Raw genomic sequence first — 13,811 nt, forward strand, 5'->3', positions numbered from 1 at the left:
CTGCCAATCCTGAAGATGGCGCCTGACGGCGCGACCGGGTCAGGATAGCAGAAGTTTAAGATCGTGCGCGATGGCGGCAGGTTTTTCGCCGTGGCGCACGAACAGGCGGATCTTGCCTTCGCGGTCGAACACATAGGTGCCGGCCGTATGGTCGACCGTGTAGCTGCTGTCCGTTTCGCCCTCGACCTTGGCGTAATACACCTTGAATTCCTTGGCCACCTTGGCCGTCGCCTCGAGGCTGCCATACAGGCCCACGAAACGCTTGTCGAAGGCGGGCACATACTGCGCCAGCAATTGCTGCGTGTCGCGCTCGGGGTCGACGGTGACGAACAGCACTTGCACCTGGTCGGCCTGCGGCCCCATTTCCTGCATCACCTGCGCCATGTCGGCCATGGTCGTGGGACACACGTCCGGGCACTGCGTGTAGCCGAAGAACATCAGCACCAGCTTGCCCTTGTAGTCGGCCAGGGTGCGCGGGTGGCCCGTATGGTCCGTCAGTGCGAACTCGCGCGCATAGCCCAGGCCCGTCACGTCCGTGTTCTTGAAGGCCAGCTTCGGTGCGGCCGGCTTGCCGCAGCCGGCCAGCAGGGCGACCAGCGCGGCCGCCAGCAATAAGGTCAGGTATTTTTTCATGATCCGAGGGGAATGTAGTGGTCGACCAGCAAGGCCGCGAACAGCAATGCCAGGTAGATGATGGAATACGTAAAGGCTTTGCGTGCGATCAAGTCCGTGTAGTGGCGGTACATCTTCCACGCGTAGTACAGGAAACCGGCATTGAGCACCACGGCCGAGACCAGGTAGATCAGGCCGCTCATGCGCACGGCGTACGGCAGCAAGGTGGTGGCGGCCAGCGCGATCGAGTACAGCCAGACGTGGAATTGCGTGAATTTCAAGCCGTGCGTGACGGGCAGCATGGGCAGGCCCGAACGCGCGTAATCGTCGCGGCGGTACATGGCCAGGGCCCAGAAATGGGGCGGCGTCCAGACGAAAATGATCAGCACCAGCAGCCAGGCCTGCATCGGCACGTCGTTGGCCACGGCAGCCCAGCCCAGCGCGGGCGGCATGGCGCCGGACAGGCCGCCGATGACGATGTTTTGCGGCGTGGCCGGTTTCAGCACCATGGTGTAGATCAGGGCGTAGCCGACAAAGGTGACAAAGGTCAGCCACATGGTCAGCGGATTGACGAGGTGGTACAGGATCGCCATGCCCAGGCCGCCGATCACCAGCGCGAACACGACTGTCTGCTTCACCGTGATGTCGCCCATGGCCATGGGGCGGCGCGCCGTGCGGGCCATGCGCGCATCGATTTCGCGCTCGGCCAGGCAGTTGACGGCAAATGCGGCGCCCGCCAGCAGCCAGATACCGATGGTGCCGAACACCACCGCATGCCAGTCCGGCAATTCCTCGCTGGCCAGGAACATGCCGATGACGGCGCAAAACACGGCCAGCTGCGTCACGCGGGGCTTGGTCAGCGCCCAATACTGGGCGATGCGGGGGGAGGGTTTACGGCTGATGGTCTGAGTAGTCATTTATGCGGTACGGGAAGGACTGGCTGGTGCCGAGGGCACTGGCGCGGCGGCGGAAGCAGATTTCCGCGCTACATCGAGTTGGAATTTAGCCTTGTAGTTTAACATGGTCAGCAACAACACGAGCAGCGCCGCCCCGCCGTTATGCATGACGGCAATCGACAATGGCCAGCTCAGGTAGATCGTCGCCAGGCCCGTGACCGCCTGCAGGGCCAGCACCAGCGCAATCCACCGTGCCGTGCCGCGCAGGGACGGCAGTGTCCACGCGCGCCACACGGTGTAGCCGATGCCGGCCAGCACGATGAAGGCGAAATTGCGGTGCACCCAGTGGATGGCCGTCAGCGCGGAAAACGGCAAATAGTGGCCGGCGGCCGTCTTGCCCAGCTCGCGCCACAAATGGAAACCATGCTCGAAATCCATCTCCGGTATGACCTTGCCGCCGCACAGGGGGAAATCCGTGCAGGCCAGGGTGGCGTAGTTGGTGCTCACCCAGCCGCCCAGCGCGATCTGCACGGTGAGCAGCACGAGCGAGAAAACGGCCAGCGCGCGCACGGGACGCAGCACGGCCGCGTCCGCATCGGCGCGCAGCAAGGGTTTGACGGCATGATCCTGGCGTCCGCCCAGCCACGTCAGCATGGCCAGCAAGCCCATGCCCAGCAGCAAGTGGATGGTGACGATCACCGGTTGCAGCTTCAATGTCACCGTCCAGGCGCCGAACGCGCCCTGCAGGCAGACGAACAGGAACAGCGCCGTCGGCAGCGCGGGGGCGAATTCCTCGCGGCGATTCTTGCGCCACTGGCGCCATGCCTGCACCATCATCGCCACGATCAGCACGCCAATGGCCATGGCCAGGTAGCGGTGCGTCATCTCGATCCACGCCTTGACCACCGTCACGGGGCCCGTCGGCATCAGGGTTTCCGCCGCCACGATGTGCTCGTGCGCAAGGAATGGGTTGGCCGAACCATAGCAGCCTGGCCAGTCAGGGCAGCCCAGGCCGGAATCGGACAGGCGCGTAAAGCCGCCGAACATGATCAGGTCGACCGTCAGGAAGACGGCGATCCACACGAGCTTGCGGTATTTATTGGCGTCCGCGGACACCCACACCATGGTCAAAGGCAGCAACGCCACCAGCAGACCCGTCAAGCCCAGCTGGGCCAGCGCGGAAAGATGCATCGTCGGCATGCGTTCCCCTTAACCGATCGCCGAAGCTTTGAGCAGCTTGGCGATGTCTTTCTTGATCTTGTTCGGGTCCGCGTCCTTCGGGAAGCGCATCATCAGATTACCCAGCGGGTCGATCAAGTACAGGTGATCGCTGGTCTGGCCGCCCGGCTCCACGGGCAGCCAGGCTTTCAGGGCGTCGCCATTCACGCGCAGCATGCTGGTGCCGTCGAATTCGCGCATCACCAGGGTGTCGAGCGGCTGGGCGTCCGTCACCAGCCAGACGCGCTCGAGACGCTCGCGCTCCTTGCCCTGCATCAAACGCAGTTGTTGCATGTCAAATAATTGCTTCTTGCATGTTTCCTGGCAGTCGGCTGGCCCCGTTTGCAGCAGCACCCATTTGCCCTTGAACTGGGCCAGCGGCGCGGCCTTGCCGTCCAGTTCCGTCACCTGCAGCTGCGCTTCCGGTATCGGGTGCAAGCGGGGGTCGATCAGGGCGCCGTAATTGTTGCGGCCCGTGGGCTTGATGATGTAATACGTGAAATACGAGGCGATGATGGGAAAGGCGCACACGGCCACCACGGCCAATAGTTTCCACCGTCCCGTGTTCTGTGCCTGCTTGCCGGGGTTGTCTTGCATTGCTTCAGGGTTGTTTGTTTGCACGTCGAAATCCTGTAAAGACAAAAAATAAAAAAGCCATCAGTGCCAGTGCATACCACTGGAATGCATAGCCGCGGTGCTTGTCGGCGCCCAGGTCCGGCGCCGGCCAGTCGCGCACGGGAAGCTGGCTGGAGGCTGGCGCCGTTGCAGTCCGATCAACTACGTCGACTGTTTGTTCAAGGATAAAAGGCTGCAAGGCCAGGCCGCTGGCTTGCGCCAGCTGGGCGATATCGGCATTTTGCACGATGGCGTGCGGCGCCAGGGCCGGTGCCGTGCCCAGTTCCATCACATGGCCCGCGTTCAGGCGCGCGATGCCGGCAATGGTGACGGTGCCCGTGGGCGTGGCGTAATCGGGGATGCGCGTGCGTTCGGCATTGTTGCGCGGCAGCCAGCCCTGCGCCACCAGCACGTGCATAGGGGAACCGTCGATCTGGAATGGCGTGAGCACGTGGAAACCCGCTTGTCCCTTGTAGGGGCGGTTGTCCAGGTAGACCGTCCAGGCAGGAACGAAATGGCCCGTGACGGTAACCCTGCGGTATTCGATCGCTTGCGCATCGGCCGCCAGCATGGGCGCAGCCGTCAAGGACAGCGGTGCGGCCTGGTTGCCCGCCTCGAGCAGGGCGGCGCGCGCGACTTTTTCATCGCCGCGGCGCTGCTGCCATTGCGCCAAGGAGACGCCCAGCGCCACCAGTAGCAGCATTACAACAAATGGAATCCATCTAAAATGGAAGCGGATACGCATTACAATGAAACCTCCTCAAGCCTGGCGCTACCATCCATGAAAATCCTCGTTGCCATTGCCTTCATCCTGATCCTGGGCAGCCTGGGCTCGGCCCTGTTCTTCCTGATGCGCGACAAGGGCAAGAGCAACCGCACCGTGCAGGCGCTGGCCCTGCGCGTGGGCTTGTCGATCACCCTGTTCTTGCTGATCCTGCTGGCGCACAAGCTTGGCTATATTCAGCCCACTGGAATTCATTAACACCCGACATTGCCTGATTGGCAAATTCTTCAGACTAAGAAAAAAGCCGTACCCAGGATGTCCCGGTACGGCTTTTTTTATGGTGCGGACGCACGCGTCAACGGCGCGCGCCCTACCCCGCCATTATAACCAATACACGACCACGTACAGGCCCAGCCAGACGACGTCGACAAAGTGCCAGTACCAGGCGGCGCCTTCGAAGCCGAAGTGGTGCTCGGGCGTAAAGTGGCCTTTCAGCACGCGGTACAGGATGACGGACAGCATGATGGCGCCCAGGGTCACATGGAAGCCGTGGAAGCCCGTCAGCATGAAGAAGGTGGCGCCGTAGATGCCGGACGTCAATTTCAAGTTCAGTTCGCTGTAGGCGTGGATGTATTCGTAGACCTGGAAGCCCATGAAGATGGCGCCCAGCACGATGGTGGCAAACAGGAACAGGGCCGTCATGGCGCGGTGGCCGGCGCGCAGCGCGTGGTGCGAAATGGTCAGGGTGACGCCCGACGTCAGCAGCAGGGCCGTATTGATGGTCGGAATCCAGAACGGCGTCATGGTGGTAAATTCCTGCACCGTGCCGGCCGGACCCGTATTGCCCCAGTGGGCGGCAAAATCAGGCCAGATCACCTTGTGGTCGAGGTCGGCCAGCCATGGCATCGAGATGCTGCGCGCATAGAACAGGGCGCCAAAGAAGGCGGCAAAGAACATGACTTCCGAAAAGATGAACCAGCTCATGCTCCAGCGGAACGAGTGGTCGATGCGTTCGCTGTACAGGCCCTGCTCCGATTCGCTGATGGCGTCGCCGAACCAGAAATACAGCACCAGCAGGATGCCGGCGATGCCCAGGTAGTTGACGTACGGGCCCCAGGAGACGTCGTTGACCCAGGCCGAGGCGCCGATCATCGTCAGCAGCAGGCTGGCGCCGCCCAGCATGGGCCAGCGCGACGGGCCGGGCACGAAATAATAGGGTACGGCGGCGTGGTTGGAACTCATCATCATCTCCTCAAGAACTTATAGGGTGGTTTTTTATAATTTATAAAACGACGAATTTAACTATCGAAATCAGGATGCCGATCAGGCAAGCCACCACCAGGAAGCCGGCGATGACGATGTGCACGGGATTGAGCTTGGCCGAATCCGTGTCGAAATCGCTCTTGCGGCGCAGGCCCGTAAACGACCACACGACGGCCCGCAGCGAATACAGGAACGATGCTTTTTCAGGCTGCTTGGTTTCGCCCATGGCGCTCTCCTATTGGACGGCCGGCGTCTGAGCCTGGCTCAGACCGGCAATCTCGAAAAACGTGTACGACAGGGTGATGGTCTTCACCTCTTTCGGCAGGGCCGGATCGAGGAAGAACACCACCGGCATTTGCCGCGCTTCGTTCGGTTTCAAGGTCTGCTGCTTGAAGCAGAAGCACTCGACCTTCTTGAAATGCGGCGTGGCGCTCTGCGGCGCGTAACTGGGGATGGCTTGCGCATTGACGACGCGGTTCTGCGTGTTGACCACTTCATACATGACGGTCACCAGCTCGCCCGGATGCACCTGCATGCTCGACACGGTGGGGCGGAAGCGCCATGGCCCCTGCGCATTGCCGTCGAACTCGACGGTGATGCTGCGCGTCGTGTCGACCTGCGTATTGTTATCGTAAGCCACCGTGCCATCTTTTTGCGTCAGCACGTTGATGCCCATCACTTCGCAAATCTGCTTGTAGACGGGAATCAGGGCATAGCCAAAGCCAAACATCAGGATGGCAATGACGACCAACTTGCCCAGCATCTTGCGGTTCAGGCCGCGTGTTTCCTCTTGCACGGGCGTCGTCACGACAGCCACAGCCGCTTGGCGAACACGGACAGGAAGAAGAAGGCGGCCAGGGCCCCCAGTATCAGCCCCGTACGCAGGTTGTTCGGTTTCTTACGCTCAGTTTTCACTTCGGTCATGGCAGGCACTCTATTCAAAGGGGCCGGCAGGCGCCGGCCCGTGACACTGGCATTCATTGACGATGACTACTTGCCGATGATTACTTGACGGTCGGCGGCGTTTCAAACGTGTGGAAAGGCGCCGGGCTCGGCACGGTCCATTCCAGGCCTTCCGCGCCTTCCCATGGCTTCGCCGGGGCAGCCTTGCCGCCGCGGATGGTCGGCAAGACCACGAAGAACAGGAAGTACACCTGCATCAGGCCGAAGCCGAAGCCGCCGATCGAAGCGATCATGTTGAAATCCGTGAACTGCGCCGGATAGTCGGCGTAGCGGCGCGGCATGCCGGCCAGGCCCAGGAAGTGCATCGGGAAGAAGGTCACGTTGAACGTGATCAGGGACAGCCAGAAGTGGATCTTGCCGCGCGTCTCGTTGTACATATGGCCCGTCCATTTCGGCGACCAGTAGTAGAAGCCGGCGAACAGGGCAAACAGCGAACCGGCCACCAGCACGTAGTGGAAATGCGCCACCACATAATAGGTATCCTGCAGCTGGATGTCGATCGGCGTCACGGCCAGGATCAGGCCCGTGAAGCCGCCCATGGTGAAGACGAAGATGAAGCCCACCGAGAACAGCATCGGCGTTTCGAACGTCATCGAGCCCTTCCACATGGTGGCGATCCAGTTGAACACTTTCACGCCCGTGGGCACGGCGATCAGCATGGTCGCGTACATGAAGAACAGCTGGCTCGTCACCGGCATGCCGGTCGTGAACATGTGATGCGCCCAGACGATGAACGACAGGATGGCGATCGAGGCCGTGGCGTACACCATCGAGGCATAGCCGAACAGCGGCTTGCGGGCAAACGCGGGCAGGATCTGCGAGACGATGCCGAAGGCCGGCAAGATCATGATGTAGACCTCGGGGTGGCCGAAGAACCAGAAGATGTGCTGGTACATGACGGGGTCGCCGCCGCCTGCCGCATTGAAGAAGGACGTGCCGAAATGGCGGTCCGTCAGGGTCATGGTAATGGCGCCGGCCAGCACGGGCATGACGGCGATCAACAGATACGCGGTAATCAGCCAGGTCCAGCAGAACATCGGCATTTTCATCAGCGTCATGCCGGGCGCGCGCATGTTGAGGATGGTGACGATGATGTTGATCGAGCCCATGATGGACGAGGCGCCCATCAGGTGCATGGCAAAAATCGCCATGTCCATGCCGGGGCCCATCTGCGTCGACAGCGGCGCGTACAGGGTCCAGCCGGCAGCCGTGGCGCCGCCCGGCACGAGGAAGGACGTGGCCAGCAGCAGCGCGGCCGGCGGCAGCAGCCAGAACGAGAAGTTGTTCATGCGGGCGAACGCCATGTCGGACGCGCCCACCTGCAGCGGGATCATCCAGTTGGCATAGCCCACGAAGGCGGGCATGATGGCGCCAAACACCATCACCAGGCCGTGCATGGTGGTCAGCTGGTTGAAGAATTCAGGGTGGAAAAATTGCAAGCCTGGGTGAAACAGTTCCGTACGGATCATCAGGGCCAGCACGCCGCCCGACAGCAGCATGATGAACGAAAACCACAGGTACAAGGTACCGATATCTTTATGGTTGGTGGCAAACAGCCAGCGGCGCAGGCCCGTCGGGTGGTCGTGGGCGTGGTCGTGACCGGCGTGGTCCAAGGTGCTAGTGCTAGTGCTCATGTACGGCTCCTAATTACTTGCGTGCAGCCACGACTTCGGCTGGTTGAACGATGTTCTCTTCGGCCTTGTTCGACCAGGAATTGCGCGTGTAAGTGATCACTGCGGCAATTTCCGTGTCGGACAGCTGTTTCCAGGCAGGCATTTCCGCTGGGAACTTGCCGCTCTTTTGCCCGTTCAGCAAGACATGGATCTGTTCCGCTTTCGGACCGTTCACCACGGCCGAGCCGTCCAGCGGCGCAAACGCACCGGGCACGCCCTTGCCTGTCGCCTGGTGGCAGACCACGCAGTTGGTCGCATACACTTTCTCGCCCTTGACCTTCAATTCGTCGATGGTCCACACCTTGCTAGGATCATCAGCCAATGCGGCCATTTCCTTTTGTTTCACATCAACCCAGGCCTTGTAATCATCTGCCGAGACGACCTTGACGACGATGGGCATGAACGCGTGTTCCTTGCCGCACAGCTCGGCGCAATTGCCGCGGAAGGTGCCGATATGGTCGGCCTTGAACCAGGTGTCGCGCACGAAACCGGGAATCGCATCCTGTTTCACGCCAAAGGCGGGCACGGACCAGGCGTGGATGACGTCATTGGCCGTCAGCACCACGCGGATCTTCTTGTTGACCGGCACCACGACTTCGTTGTCGACTTCGATCAGGTAGTTTTCGCCCCGTTTTTCCGTCGGCGGCATGCCCGGCGCGCCCACTTGCGAGCGCGGCGTGGCCAAGTTGGAAAGGAAGGAAATGCCTTCGCCCTCGCCTTTCAGGTAGTCATAGCCCCATTTCCACTGCATGCCGGTGGCCTTGATGGTGATATCGGCGTTCGAGGTATCCTTCATGCCCACCACGGTGCGCGTGGCAGGCAGGGCCATGCCGATGACGATCAGGAAAGGCACGACGGTCCAAGCGATCTCGACGGTGGTGCTTTCGTGGAAGGTGGCCGGTTTGTGGCCCAGGGACTTGCGGTGCTTGAAGATGGAATAGAACATGACGCCGAACACAGCCACGAAGATCACCAGGCAGATGATCATCATCAAGGTGTGCAAATCGTAGATTTCATGGGCGATCTGTGTCGCCGGCGGTTGCAGATTCATTTCGAACGGCACGGGACCGCCGGTGCCGGGATAGGTACTGGCAGCCGGTGCCGCCGTGGCCCATCGCCCGATGCCAAACGCTGTCAAAGACAGCCCGAGCAGCAACGATTGAAGTCGCTTTGCATGTGTCATGTTTTCCCCAACCACCCAAAAATAATGATATTTTAAACGGCTGCGGACTTCTCCGTACTGGACCGCTGCCGCTCCTCCATGAAAGCAACACGGCCGGAATGCGGCCATGTGCGTCAAGCACCAGCGAATTCCATGCTGGCTGCCGCAGCAAAAAACGGCGGCGCGCAACCATGCTGGAACCCTGTTTTTCTTCCCCACATTGAAATGGCCTTGTGTGGAAGATGGTTACTATACTAATGCAGTAACTTCCAATAAGTCTTGCTTTGTTTTTTTTATTTTGTATGCAGCCCTTGTTTTTTCTACTTAACAAGCTGACAAACAATCAACGATTATAATCAAGTAAACTTGAATCCATCAAGCAATAATCGGCATTGTGCGCGCCCCCGGCCCGGCCGCCGCGCGCTTTGCAACGCTTGCTGCCGCAGAGACGCGCGGATGCCGACCAAGTGTCGGTTTCTTTCCGCTTGAATACGGCTTTTATTTGGGTTTTCGCGGCAAGTCGAAACGGATGATGGCTTCGCCATTGCGCGTCACGCGCGGCGCGGGACGGAAGGCGTGGCCATAGATCACTTCGAAACTCAGGCCCAGCTTGCCGTCGGGACGGCGCCTCTTTTCCAGCGCGTCCAGCATGCGCTGCCAGGCCGCCTTGCCCATCAGGCCGCGCCGGCGCGTGGTCAGCGGATTGCCGCCGAACGCGCGCACGTCCGCCAGCAGCTTTTCCGCCGTGTCGTAGGTGACGGTGATGATCTCCATGTCCAGCACGGGCGTGGAAAAGCCCGTCTCGACCAGCATGTCGCCAAAGTCGTGCATGTCGACAAAGGGCAAGGCGTGCGGATACAGATCCGCTTCGGCAAAGGCGTCGCGCACTTCGCGGAACGTGTCGGGGCCGAAACAGGAAAACATCAGCAAGCCGTCGAGGCGCAGCGCGCGCCGCCATTCGGCAAACACGCGGTCGGGCTGGGCATGCCAGTGCAGCGCCAGGTTCGACCACACGAGGTCGACGCTATTGGCCGCCAGCGGCAGGTCGCCCAGGTCGCCGCACAATAAATCCACGCCCGTCTTGGCCGGCAGCAGTTTGCTGAGGAACTGGTTCAGGCCCGCCAGTTTCGACGCGGGCGCGCGCGCCGCCTGCATCATCGCTTGCGCTGCATCGAGACCGATAATCTGCGCGGCGGGATAATCCTTTTGCAACTGCGCCAGGTCCGCGCCCGGGCCGCAGCCGGCGTCGAGCACGCGCAAGGGCGTGATCTTCACCAGTTCCAGGCGTTCGTGCATGCGCTGCGATACTTCGCGGCGCAGGAAGTCCGACGGCGCGACGCGCGCCGGACGGGAAAAGAAATCGCGTACTTGCACCGCATCGATGGGCGCACTCATTTTGGGCGGACTGGTGGGAACTGGCATGTTGAATCGGGTGAGGTGAGATAATGTCGGCAGTGTACATGGAACGACGCCATCGCGATGCGGACCGCCGTCCAGCCCCGCCTTGATGCCGCCTGGCAGGCGCTGCGCCGGTGGCTGGGTGCCACCTTGCTGCCGGCCCAGTGCGCGCTGTGCGGCGCCGGCTGCCCGGAACTGCTGTGTCCGCCCTGCCGCGCGCAGTACCTGGAGTCAGGACGGGGACAGGCACGGCCCCGTTGCCGCCAGTGCGCCAATCCGCTTGCCGGCATCGACGTGGCGCAGCTGTGCGGGCGCTGTTTGCGCCAGCGGCCCGCGTATGACGCCACCGTCACGGCGTTCGACTATGCGCCGCCCGTCGACCAGTTGCTGCTGCAGCTGAAATTCGGCGCGCGCCTGGCGCTGGCGCCCCTGTTTGCGCAACTGCTGCATGTTGCCATTCAGCAACAAACGGCATGGGACGCGCCGCAACTGCTGTGCCCCGTGCCGCTGGGCCCGGCCCGGCTGGCCGAACGGGGCTTTAACCAGGCGCTGGAAATTGCCCGTCCGCTGGCGCGCCTGCTGGATGTGCCCTTGCAACCGCGCTTGGCGCTGCGGGTGCGCGAAACCCGGGCGCAAAGCGGCGTGGCGCCGCAGGAACGGCAAGCCAACCTGGCACGTGCCTTCGCCATCGCGCCGGAACACGGGGCCTTATTGCAAGGATGCCATGTGGGCATCGTCGACGACGTGATGAGCAGCGGCCACACCGTCAACGCGCTGGCCACCGCCTGCAAGAGCGCGGGAGCGGCCAGGGTCAGCATCCTGGCCGTGGCGCGCACGCCGCCGCATTAGATAGATTCGCTACATATATGAGGAGAGCATTTTGTTTCACGTTGTTTTGGTAGAACCTGAAATCCCGCCCAACACGGGCAACGTCATCCGCCTGTGCGCCAACACGGGCGCGCAGCTGCATCTGGTCGAACCGCTGGGCTTTCCGCTCGACGATGCCAAGATGAAGCGCGCCGGCCTCGATTACCACGATTACGCCAGCATGAAGGTGCACAAGAACTGGGAAGCGTTCCTGGCCGACACCCAGCCCGACCCGGCCCGCATGTTCGCCATGACCACGCGCGGCTCGCGCCCGTTCGGCGACGTGGCCTTCCTGCCGGGCGACGTGTTCGTGTTCGGTTCAGAAACAAAAGGCCTGGATCCGGCCCTGCGCGACGGCTTTCCGGCTGAGCAGCGCATCCGCCTGCCCATGCGCCCCGACAACCGCAGTTTGAATCTGTCGAATACGGTGGCCGTCGTCGTATATGAAGCCTGGCGCCAGCACGGCTACCAGGGTGGCGCGTAGGTCGGATTAGGCCCAAGGGGCCGTAATCCGACAACATTGTTGACGTTAGTGGTGTTGTCGGACCACGCGGGGCTTGACCCCGCTAATCCGACCTACGCGTTTGCATACGGCAATCAGCGCAGTGCCAGCTGCGCGTCAACGCCCATATCCACATCCAGCATCACCAGCTGCGTGCGCAGGTCGCGCGTGGCGGCCAGCTTGCCGTTCACATACAGATTCGTCTTGACGCCATACACGCCCTGCGACACGCCGGCCGGCAAGGTCAGCTCGAACGAGTTTTCAAAGCGCCCGCCCGACTTGTTGTTGCTGGCCAGGGCCTTGGAGCCGGACTTGAACGGCTGGCCCTGCGGGTCGAGCACCACCAGCTCTTCGCGCACGTCGTTGACGTTCTGCGCGCTGCCGTTGACCAGCTCGACCACCGAATTCACCTTGAACGGCTGGCCGCGCTTGACGGTCGACGCGCTCAGCTGCGGCGTGTACGACACGACTTGCGGCTCGCGCGGCAGCGCGCCGCGCGTGCGGATGTAGTCGCGGTCCGCCTGCGCCGCCGTCTTGGTCTGGCGCGAATTGACGTTGATGGCCAGGCAGCCGGCCGCCGCCAGGCCGCCGCCGATGGCCGCCCCCTTAAGCGCGCCATTCTTGCCGCCTGCCAGCGCGCCCAGCAGCGCTCCCACGGCGGCACCGGCCGCGGCCGACGTGCCCACGCTGCACGGGTCGTCGTCCGTCGCGCCCGCCTGCGGTGCCTGCCCGTTTTGCGGATAGGAGCCGTCCTGGCGCACGCCGTTCGGATTCATCGGCGCCGTGGCGCAGCCGGCCAGCAGGGCCGCGATGGTCAGCGCGGCAGCGGCGCGCAAGGTGGTGTGATTCAGCATGATGCCCTCTGATAATTAATTGATCGTTGTTTCCGTCTGCAGCACTTGCCGTTCGCGCTCGCGGATGCGGCGCGACAGATTGTCGATGCGCGCATTGCCGGGATCGACGCGACGCGCGCTCTCCAGATACGTCTTGGCCGCGTCGAACTTGCCTTCCAACAAAGAACGCTCGGCGTCGCGCAGGAACGATTGCGCCATCTCGTTGCGCATGGCCGCGCCGCTATCGACGGGCGACGTTTCCTGCGGGCGGCGCTCGGCCACCGCTGGACGTTCGACCGCGCGCGCGGGCGCCGGTTCCTGCTGCGCCGTCGTCGGCACCGGCGCCGGCACAGGTGCCGGTACTGAAACGGGCGCGGGCGCCGACAGCGCTTGCGCGTCGGCCTTCAACTGCGGCAATTCCACCGCTTCGCGGTCGATCGCTTCCAGCCTGGCGATGCCATTCTGGGCCGCCGTCGCATCCTTGCCATCGAGCGCCTGGCGCAGCCCCACCAGCACGGATGCGGCTGCCGCCTGCTGGCGCGCCAGCTGCTTGCGCAAGGAATCCACGCTGGCAGCGCCCGCGCAATCGGCGTCGAGCGCGGCGATGCCCCTGGCCGCGCCTTGCAATTGATGGCCATCGATGTTGCGCTCGATGGCGCGCACGCTGCGCTGGCACCCGCCGGACGCGGCACCCGCCTTGCCGATCGCCGCCTGCAAATCGTCGGCCTTGGCACTGGACTTGCCCGTGCACGCCGTTTTCGCCGTCGCCAGCTTCTGGCGAGCGCCGTCCAGGCTGCCATTTGCCACCAGTTTCAAGCCGCTGTCGATGGCATCATTGCAGGCCGATTCATTCTTGCTGCCCGGCTTGCCGTTCATGTAGACGATCACCATGGCCAGCACGGCAATGCCGCCCAGCCAGCGCAGCCACTTGCGCGGCGGTGGCGACGGCACGGGGGGTTCCGAGGGAGGTACGGGCTTCGGTGCGGCTGGCGGCTGCACCGGCTTTGGCGGCGGCGGCACGGCAGCCGGCGCGGACACCGGCGGCGGTTTCGACACCGGCTGGGCTTTCGGCGCAGGCGCAGGCG

17 protein-coding genes are annotated in these 13,811 nt (G+C 62.7%); 3 read left to right on the plus strand and 14 right to left on the minus strand.

The annotated features are described in order from the left end of the window. Positions 1–39: 39 nt before the first annotated feature. The 5 genes from GCN75_RS18940 to GCN75_RS18960 are packed head-to-tail and all read right to left on the minus strand — an operon-like array spanning position 40 to position 4,086. A complete protein-coding gene (locus GCN75_RS18940) occupies positions 40–633 on the minus strand; it encodes an SCO family protein (RefSeq protein ID WP_152283812.1) in 594 nt (197 codons plus the stop codon). After that, the gene (cyoE, locus tag GCN75_RS18945; protein ID WP_152283813.1) at positions 630–1,529 is read right to left on the minus strand and encodes a heme o synthase; all 900 of its coding nucleotides are present in this window, start codon (positions 1,527–1,529) and stop codon (positions 630–632) included. Before cyoE ends, GCN75_RS18940 begins: the two co-directional genes overlap by 4 nt. After that, positions 1,530–2,699: a COX15/CtaA family protein gene (locus GCN75_RS18950; protein WP_152283829.1), complete on the minus strand. Its 1,170-nt coding sequence runs from the start codon at positions 2,697–2,699 to the stop codon at positions 1,530–1,532. A gap of 18 nt (positions 2,700–2,717) precedes the next feature. Continuing rightward, complete coding sequence (locus GCN75_RS18955; RefSeq protein WP_152283830.1) at positions 2,718–3,323, minus strand: SCO family protein; 606 nt, start codon at positions 3,321–3,323, stop codon at positions 2,718–2,720. A 4-nt stretch (positions 3,324–3,327) separates the two neighbouring features. Then, complete coding sequence (locus GCN75_RS18960; RefSeq protein WP_152283814.1) at positions 3,328–4,086, minus strand: SURF1 family protein; 759 nt, start codon at positions 4,084–4,086, stop codon at positions 3,328–3,330. 36 nt (positions 4,087–4,122) lie between these two features. Here GCN75_RS18960 and GCN75_RS18965 point away from each other — a divergent pair, with 36 nt between their 5' ends. Further along, complete coding sequence (locus tag GCN75_RS18965) at positions 4,123–4,323, plus strand: twin transmembrane helix small protein (protein ID WP_034748996.1); 201 nt, start codon at positions 4,123–4,125, stop codon at positions 4,321–4,323. Between the two features lie 123 nt (positions 4,324–4,446). Here GCN75_RS18965 and GCN75_RS18970 read toward each other — a convergent pair whose 3' ends face one another. The 7 genes from GCN75_RS18970 to GCN75_RS18995 form a co-directional block, all read right to left on the minus strand. Further along, complete coding sequence (locus GCN75_RS18970; protein WP_099665459.1) at positions 4,447–5,307, minus strand: cytochrome c oxidase subunit 3; 861 nt, start codon at positions 5,305–5,307, stop codon at positions 4,447–4,449. 40 nt (positions 5,308–5,347) lie between these two features. Next, positions 5,348–5,554, minus strand: a complete 207-nt coding sequence (locus tag GCN75_RS18975) for a DUF2970 domain-containing protein (RefSeq protein WP_152283815.1) — start codon at positions 5,552–5,554, stop codon at positions 5,348–5,350. A gap of 9 nt (positions 5,555–5,563) precedes the next feature. Beyond that, positions 5,564–6,124 carry a cytochrome c oxidase assembly protein gene (locus GCN75_RS18980; RefSeq protein WP_264372548.1) on the minus strand — a complete coding sequence of 187 codons (561 nt, stop codon included), beginning with the start codon at positions 6,122–6,124 and terminating at the stop codon, positions 5,564–5,566. Between the two features lie 8 nt (positions 6,125–6,132). After that, a complete protein-coding gene (locus GCN75_RS29610; protein WP_218965284.1) occupies positions 6,133–6,252 on the minus strand; it encodes a cytochrome oxidase small assembly protein in 120 nt (39 codons plus the stop codon). Positions 6,253–6,332: 80 nt separating this feature from the next. Next, the gene (ctaD, locus tag GCN75_RS18985; RefSeq protein ID WP_152283816.1) at positions 6,333–7,925 is read right to left on the minus strand and encodes a cytochrome c oxidase subunit I; all 1,593 of its coding nucleotides are present in this window, start codon (positions 7,923–7,925) and stop codon (positions 6,333–6,335) included. A 13-nt stretch (positions 7,926–7,938) separates the two neighbouring features. Next, a complete protein-coding gene (gene coxB, locus GCN75_RS18990) occupies positions 7,939–9,147 on the minus strand; it encodes a cytochrome c oxidase subunit II (protein WP_152283817.1) in 1,209 nt (402 codons plus the stop codon). 477 nt (positions 9,148–9,624) lie between these two features. Then, complete coding sequence (locus GCN75_RS18995; RefSeq protein WP_226941462.1) at positions 9,625–10,548, minus strand: methyltransferase domain-containing protein; 924 nt, start codon at positions 10,546–10,548, stop codon at positions 9,625–9,627. Between the two features lie 57 nt (positions 10,549–10,605). Here GCN75_RS18995 and GCN75_RS19000 point away from each other — a divergent pair, with 57 nt between their 5' ends. Further along, positions 10,606–11,373 carry a ComF family protein gene (locus tag GCN75_RS19000; protein ID WP_152283818.1) on the plus strand — a complete coding sequence of 256 codons (768 nt, stop codon included), beginning with the start codon at positions 10,606–10,608 and terminating at the stop codon, positions 11,371–11,373. A 31-nt stretch (positions 11,374–11,404) separates the two neighbouring features. After that, positions 11,405–11,875, plus strand: a complete 471-nt coding sequence (trmL, locus tag GCN75_RS19005; RefSeq protein WP_152283819.1) for a tRNA (uridine(34)/cytosine(34)/5-carboxymethylaminomethyluridine(34)-2'-O)-methyltransferase TrmL — start codon at positions 11,405–11,407, stop codon at positions 11,873–11,875. A 113-nt stretch (positions 11,876–11,988) separates the two neighbouring features. Here the strand turns inward: trmL and GCN75_RS29235 are convergent, their stop codons facing one another. Together GCN75_RS29235 and GCN75_RS19020 are read right to left on the minus strand one after the other, a co-directional pair. After that, the gene (locus GCN75_RS29235) at positions 11,989–12,747 is read right to left on the minus strand and encodes a hypothetical protein (RefSeq protein WP_193317562.1); all 759 of its coding nucleotides are present in this window, start codon (positions 12,745–12,747) and stop codon (positions 11,989–11,991) included. Positions 12,748–12,762: 15 nt separating this feature from the next. After that, positions 12,763–13,811 (minus strand): hypothetical protein (locus GCN75_RS19020; RefSeq protein ID WP_226941463.1); only part of this gene is annotated, 1,049 nt, incomplete at its 5' end.

The sequence above is a fragment of the Janthinobacterium violaceinigrum genome, assembly GCF_009208555.1.
GTDB lineage: Bacteria > Pseudomonadota > Gammaproteobacteria > Burkholderiales > Burkholderiaceae_D > Janthinobacterium > Janthinobacterium violaceinigrum.

Coding starts and splice junctions, on each gene's coding strand:
- GCN75_RS18940 (WP_152283812.1), bottom strand. CDS start 633: ATGAAAAAATACCTGACCTTATTGCTGGCGGCCGCGCTGGTCGCCCTG.
- GCN75_RS18995 (WP_226941462.1), bottom strand. CDS start 10,548: ATGCCAGTTCCCACCAGTCCGCCCAAAATGAGTGCGCCCATCGATGCG.
- coxB (WP_152283817.1), bottom strand. CDS start 9,147: ATGACACATGCAAAGCGACTTCAATCGTTGCTGCTCGGGCTGTCTTTG.
- GCN75_RS18950 (WP_152283829.1), bottom strand. CDS start 2,699: ATGCATCTTTCCGCGCTGGCCCAGCTGGGCTTGACGGGTCTGCTGGTG.
- GCN75_RS18975 (WP_152283815.1), bottom strand. CDS start 5,554: ATGGGCGAAACCAAGCAGCCTGAAAAAGCATCGTTCCTGTATTCGCTG.
- GCN75_RS18965 (WP_034748996.1), top strand. CDS start 4,123: ATGAAAATCCTCGTTGCCATTGCCTTCATCCTGATCCTGGGCAGCCTG.
- GCN75_RS29235 (WP_193317562.1), bottom strand. CDS start 12,747: ATGCTGAATCACACCACCTTGCGCGCCGCTGCCGCGCTGACCATCGCG.
- GCN75_RS18960 (WP_152283814.1), bottom strand. CDS start 4,086: ATGCGTATCCGCTTCCATTTTAGATGGATTCCATTTGTTGTAATGCTG.
- ctaD (WP_152283816.1), bottom strand. CDS start 7,925: ATGAGCACTAGCACTAGCACCTTGGACCACGCCGGTCACGACCACGCC.
- cyoE (WP_152283813.1), bottom strand. CDS start 1,529: ATGACTACTCAGACCATCAGCCGTAAACCCTCCCCCCGCATCGCCCAG.
- GCN75_RS18970 (WP_099665459.1), bottom strand. CDS start 5,307: ATGAGTTCCAACCACGCCGCCGTACCCTATTATTTCGTGCCCGGCCCG.
- GCN75_RS18955 (WP_152283830.1), bottom strand. CDS start 3,323: ATGCAAGACAACCCCGGCAAGCAGGCACAGAACACGGGACGGTGGAAA.
- GCN75_RS29610 (WP_218965284.1), bottom strand. CDS start 6,252: ATGACCGAAGTGAAAACTGAGCGTAAGAAACCGAACAACCTGCGTACG.
- GCN75_RS19000 (WP_152283818.1), top strand. CDS start 10,606: ATGCGGACCGCCGTCCAGCCCCGCCTTGATGCCGCCTGGCAGGCGCTG.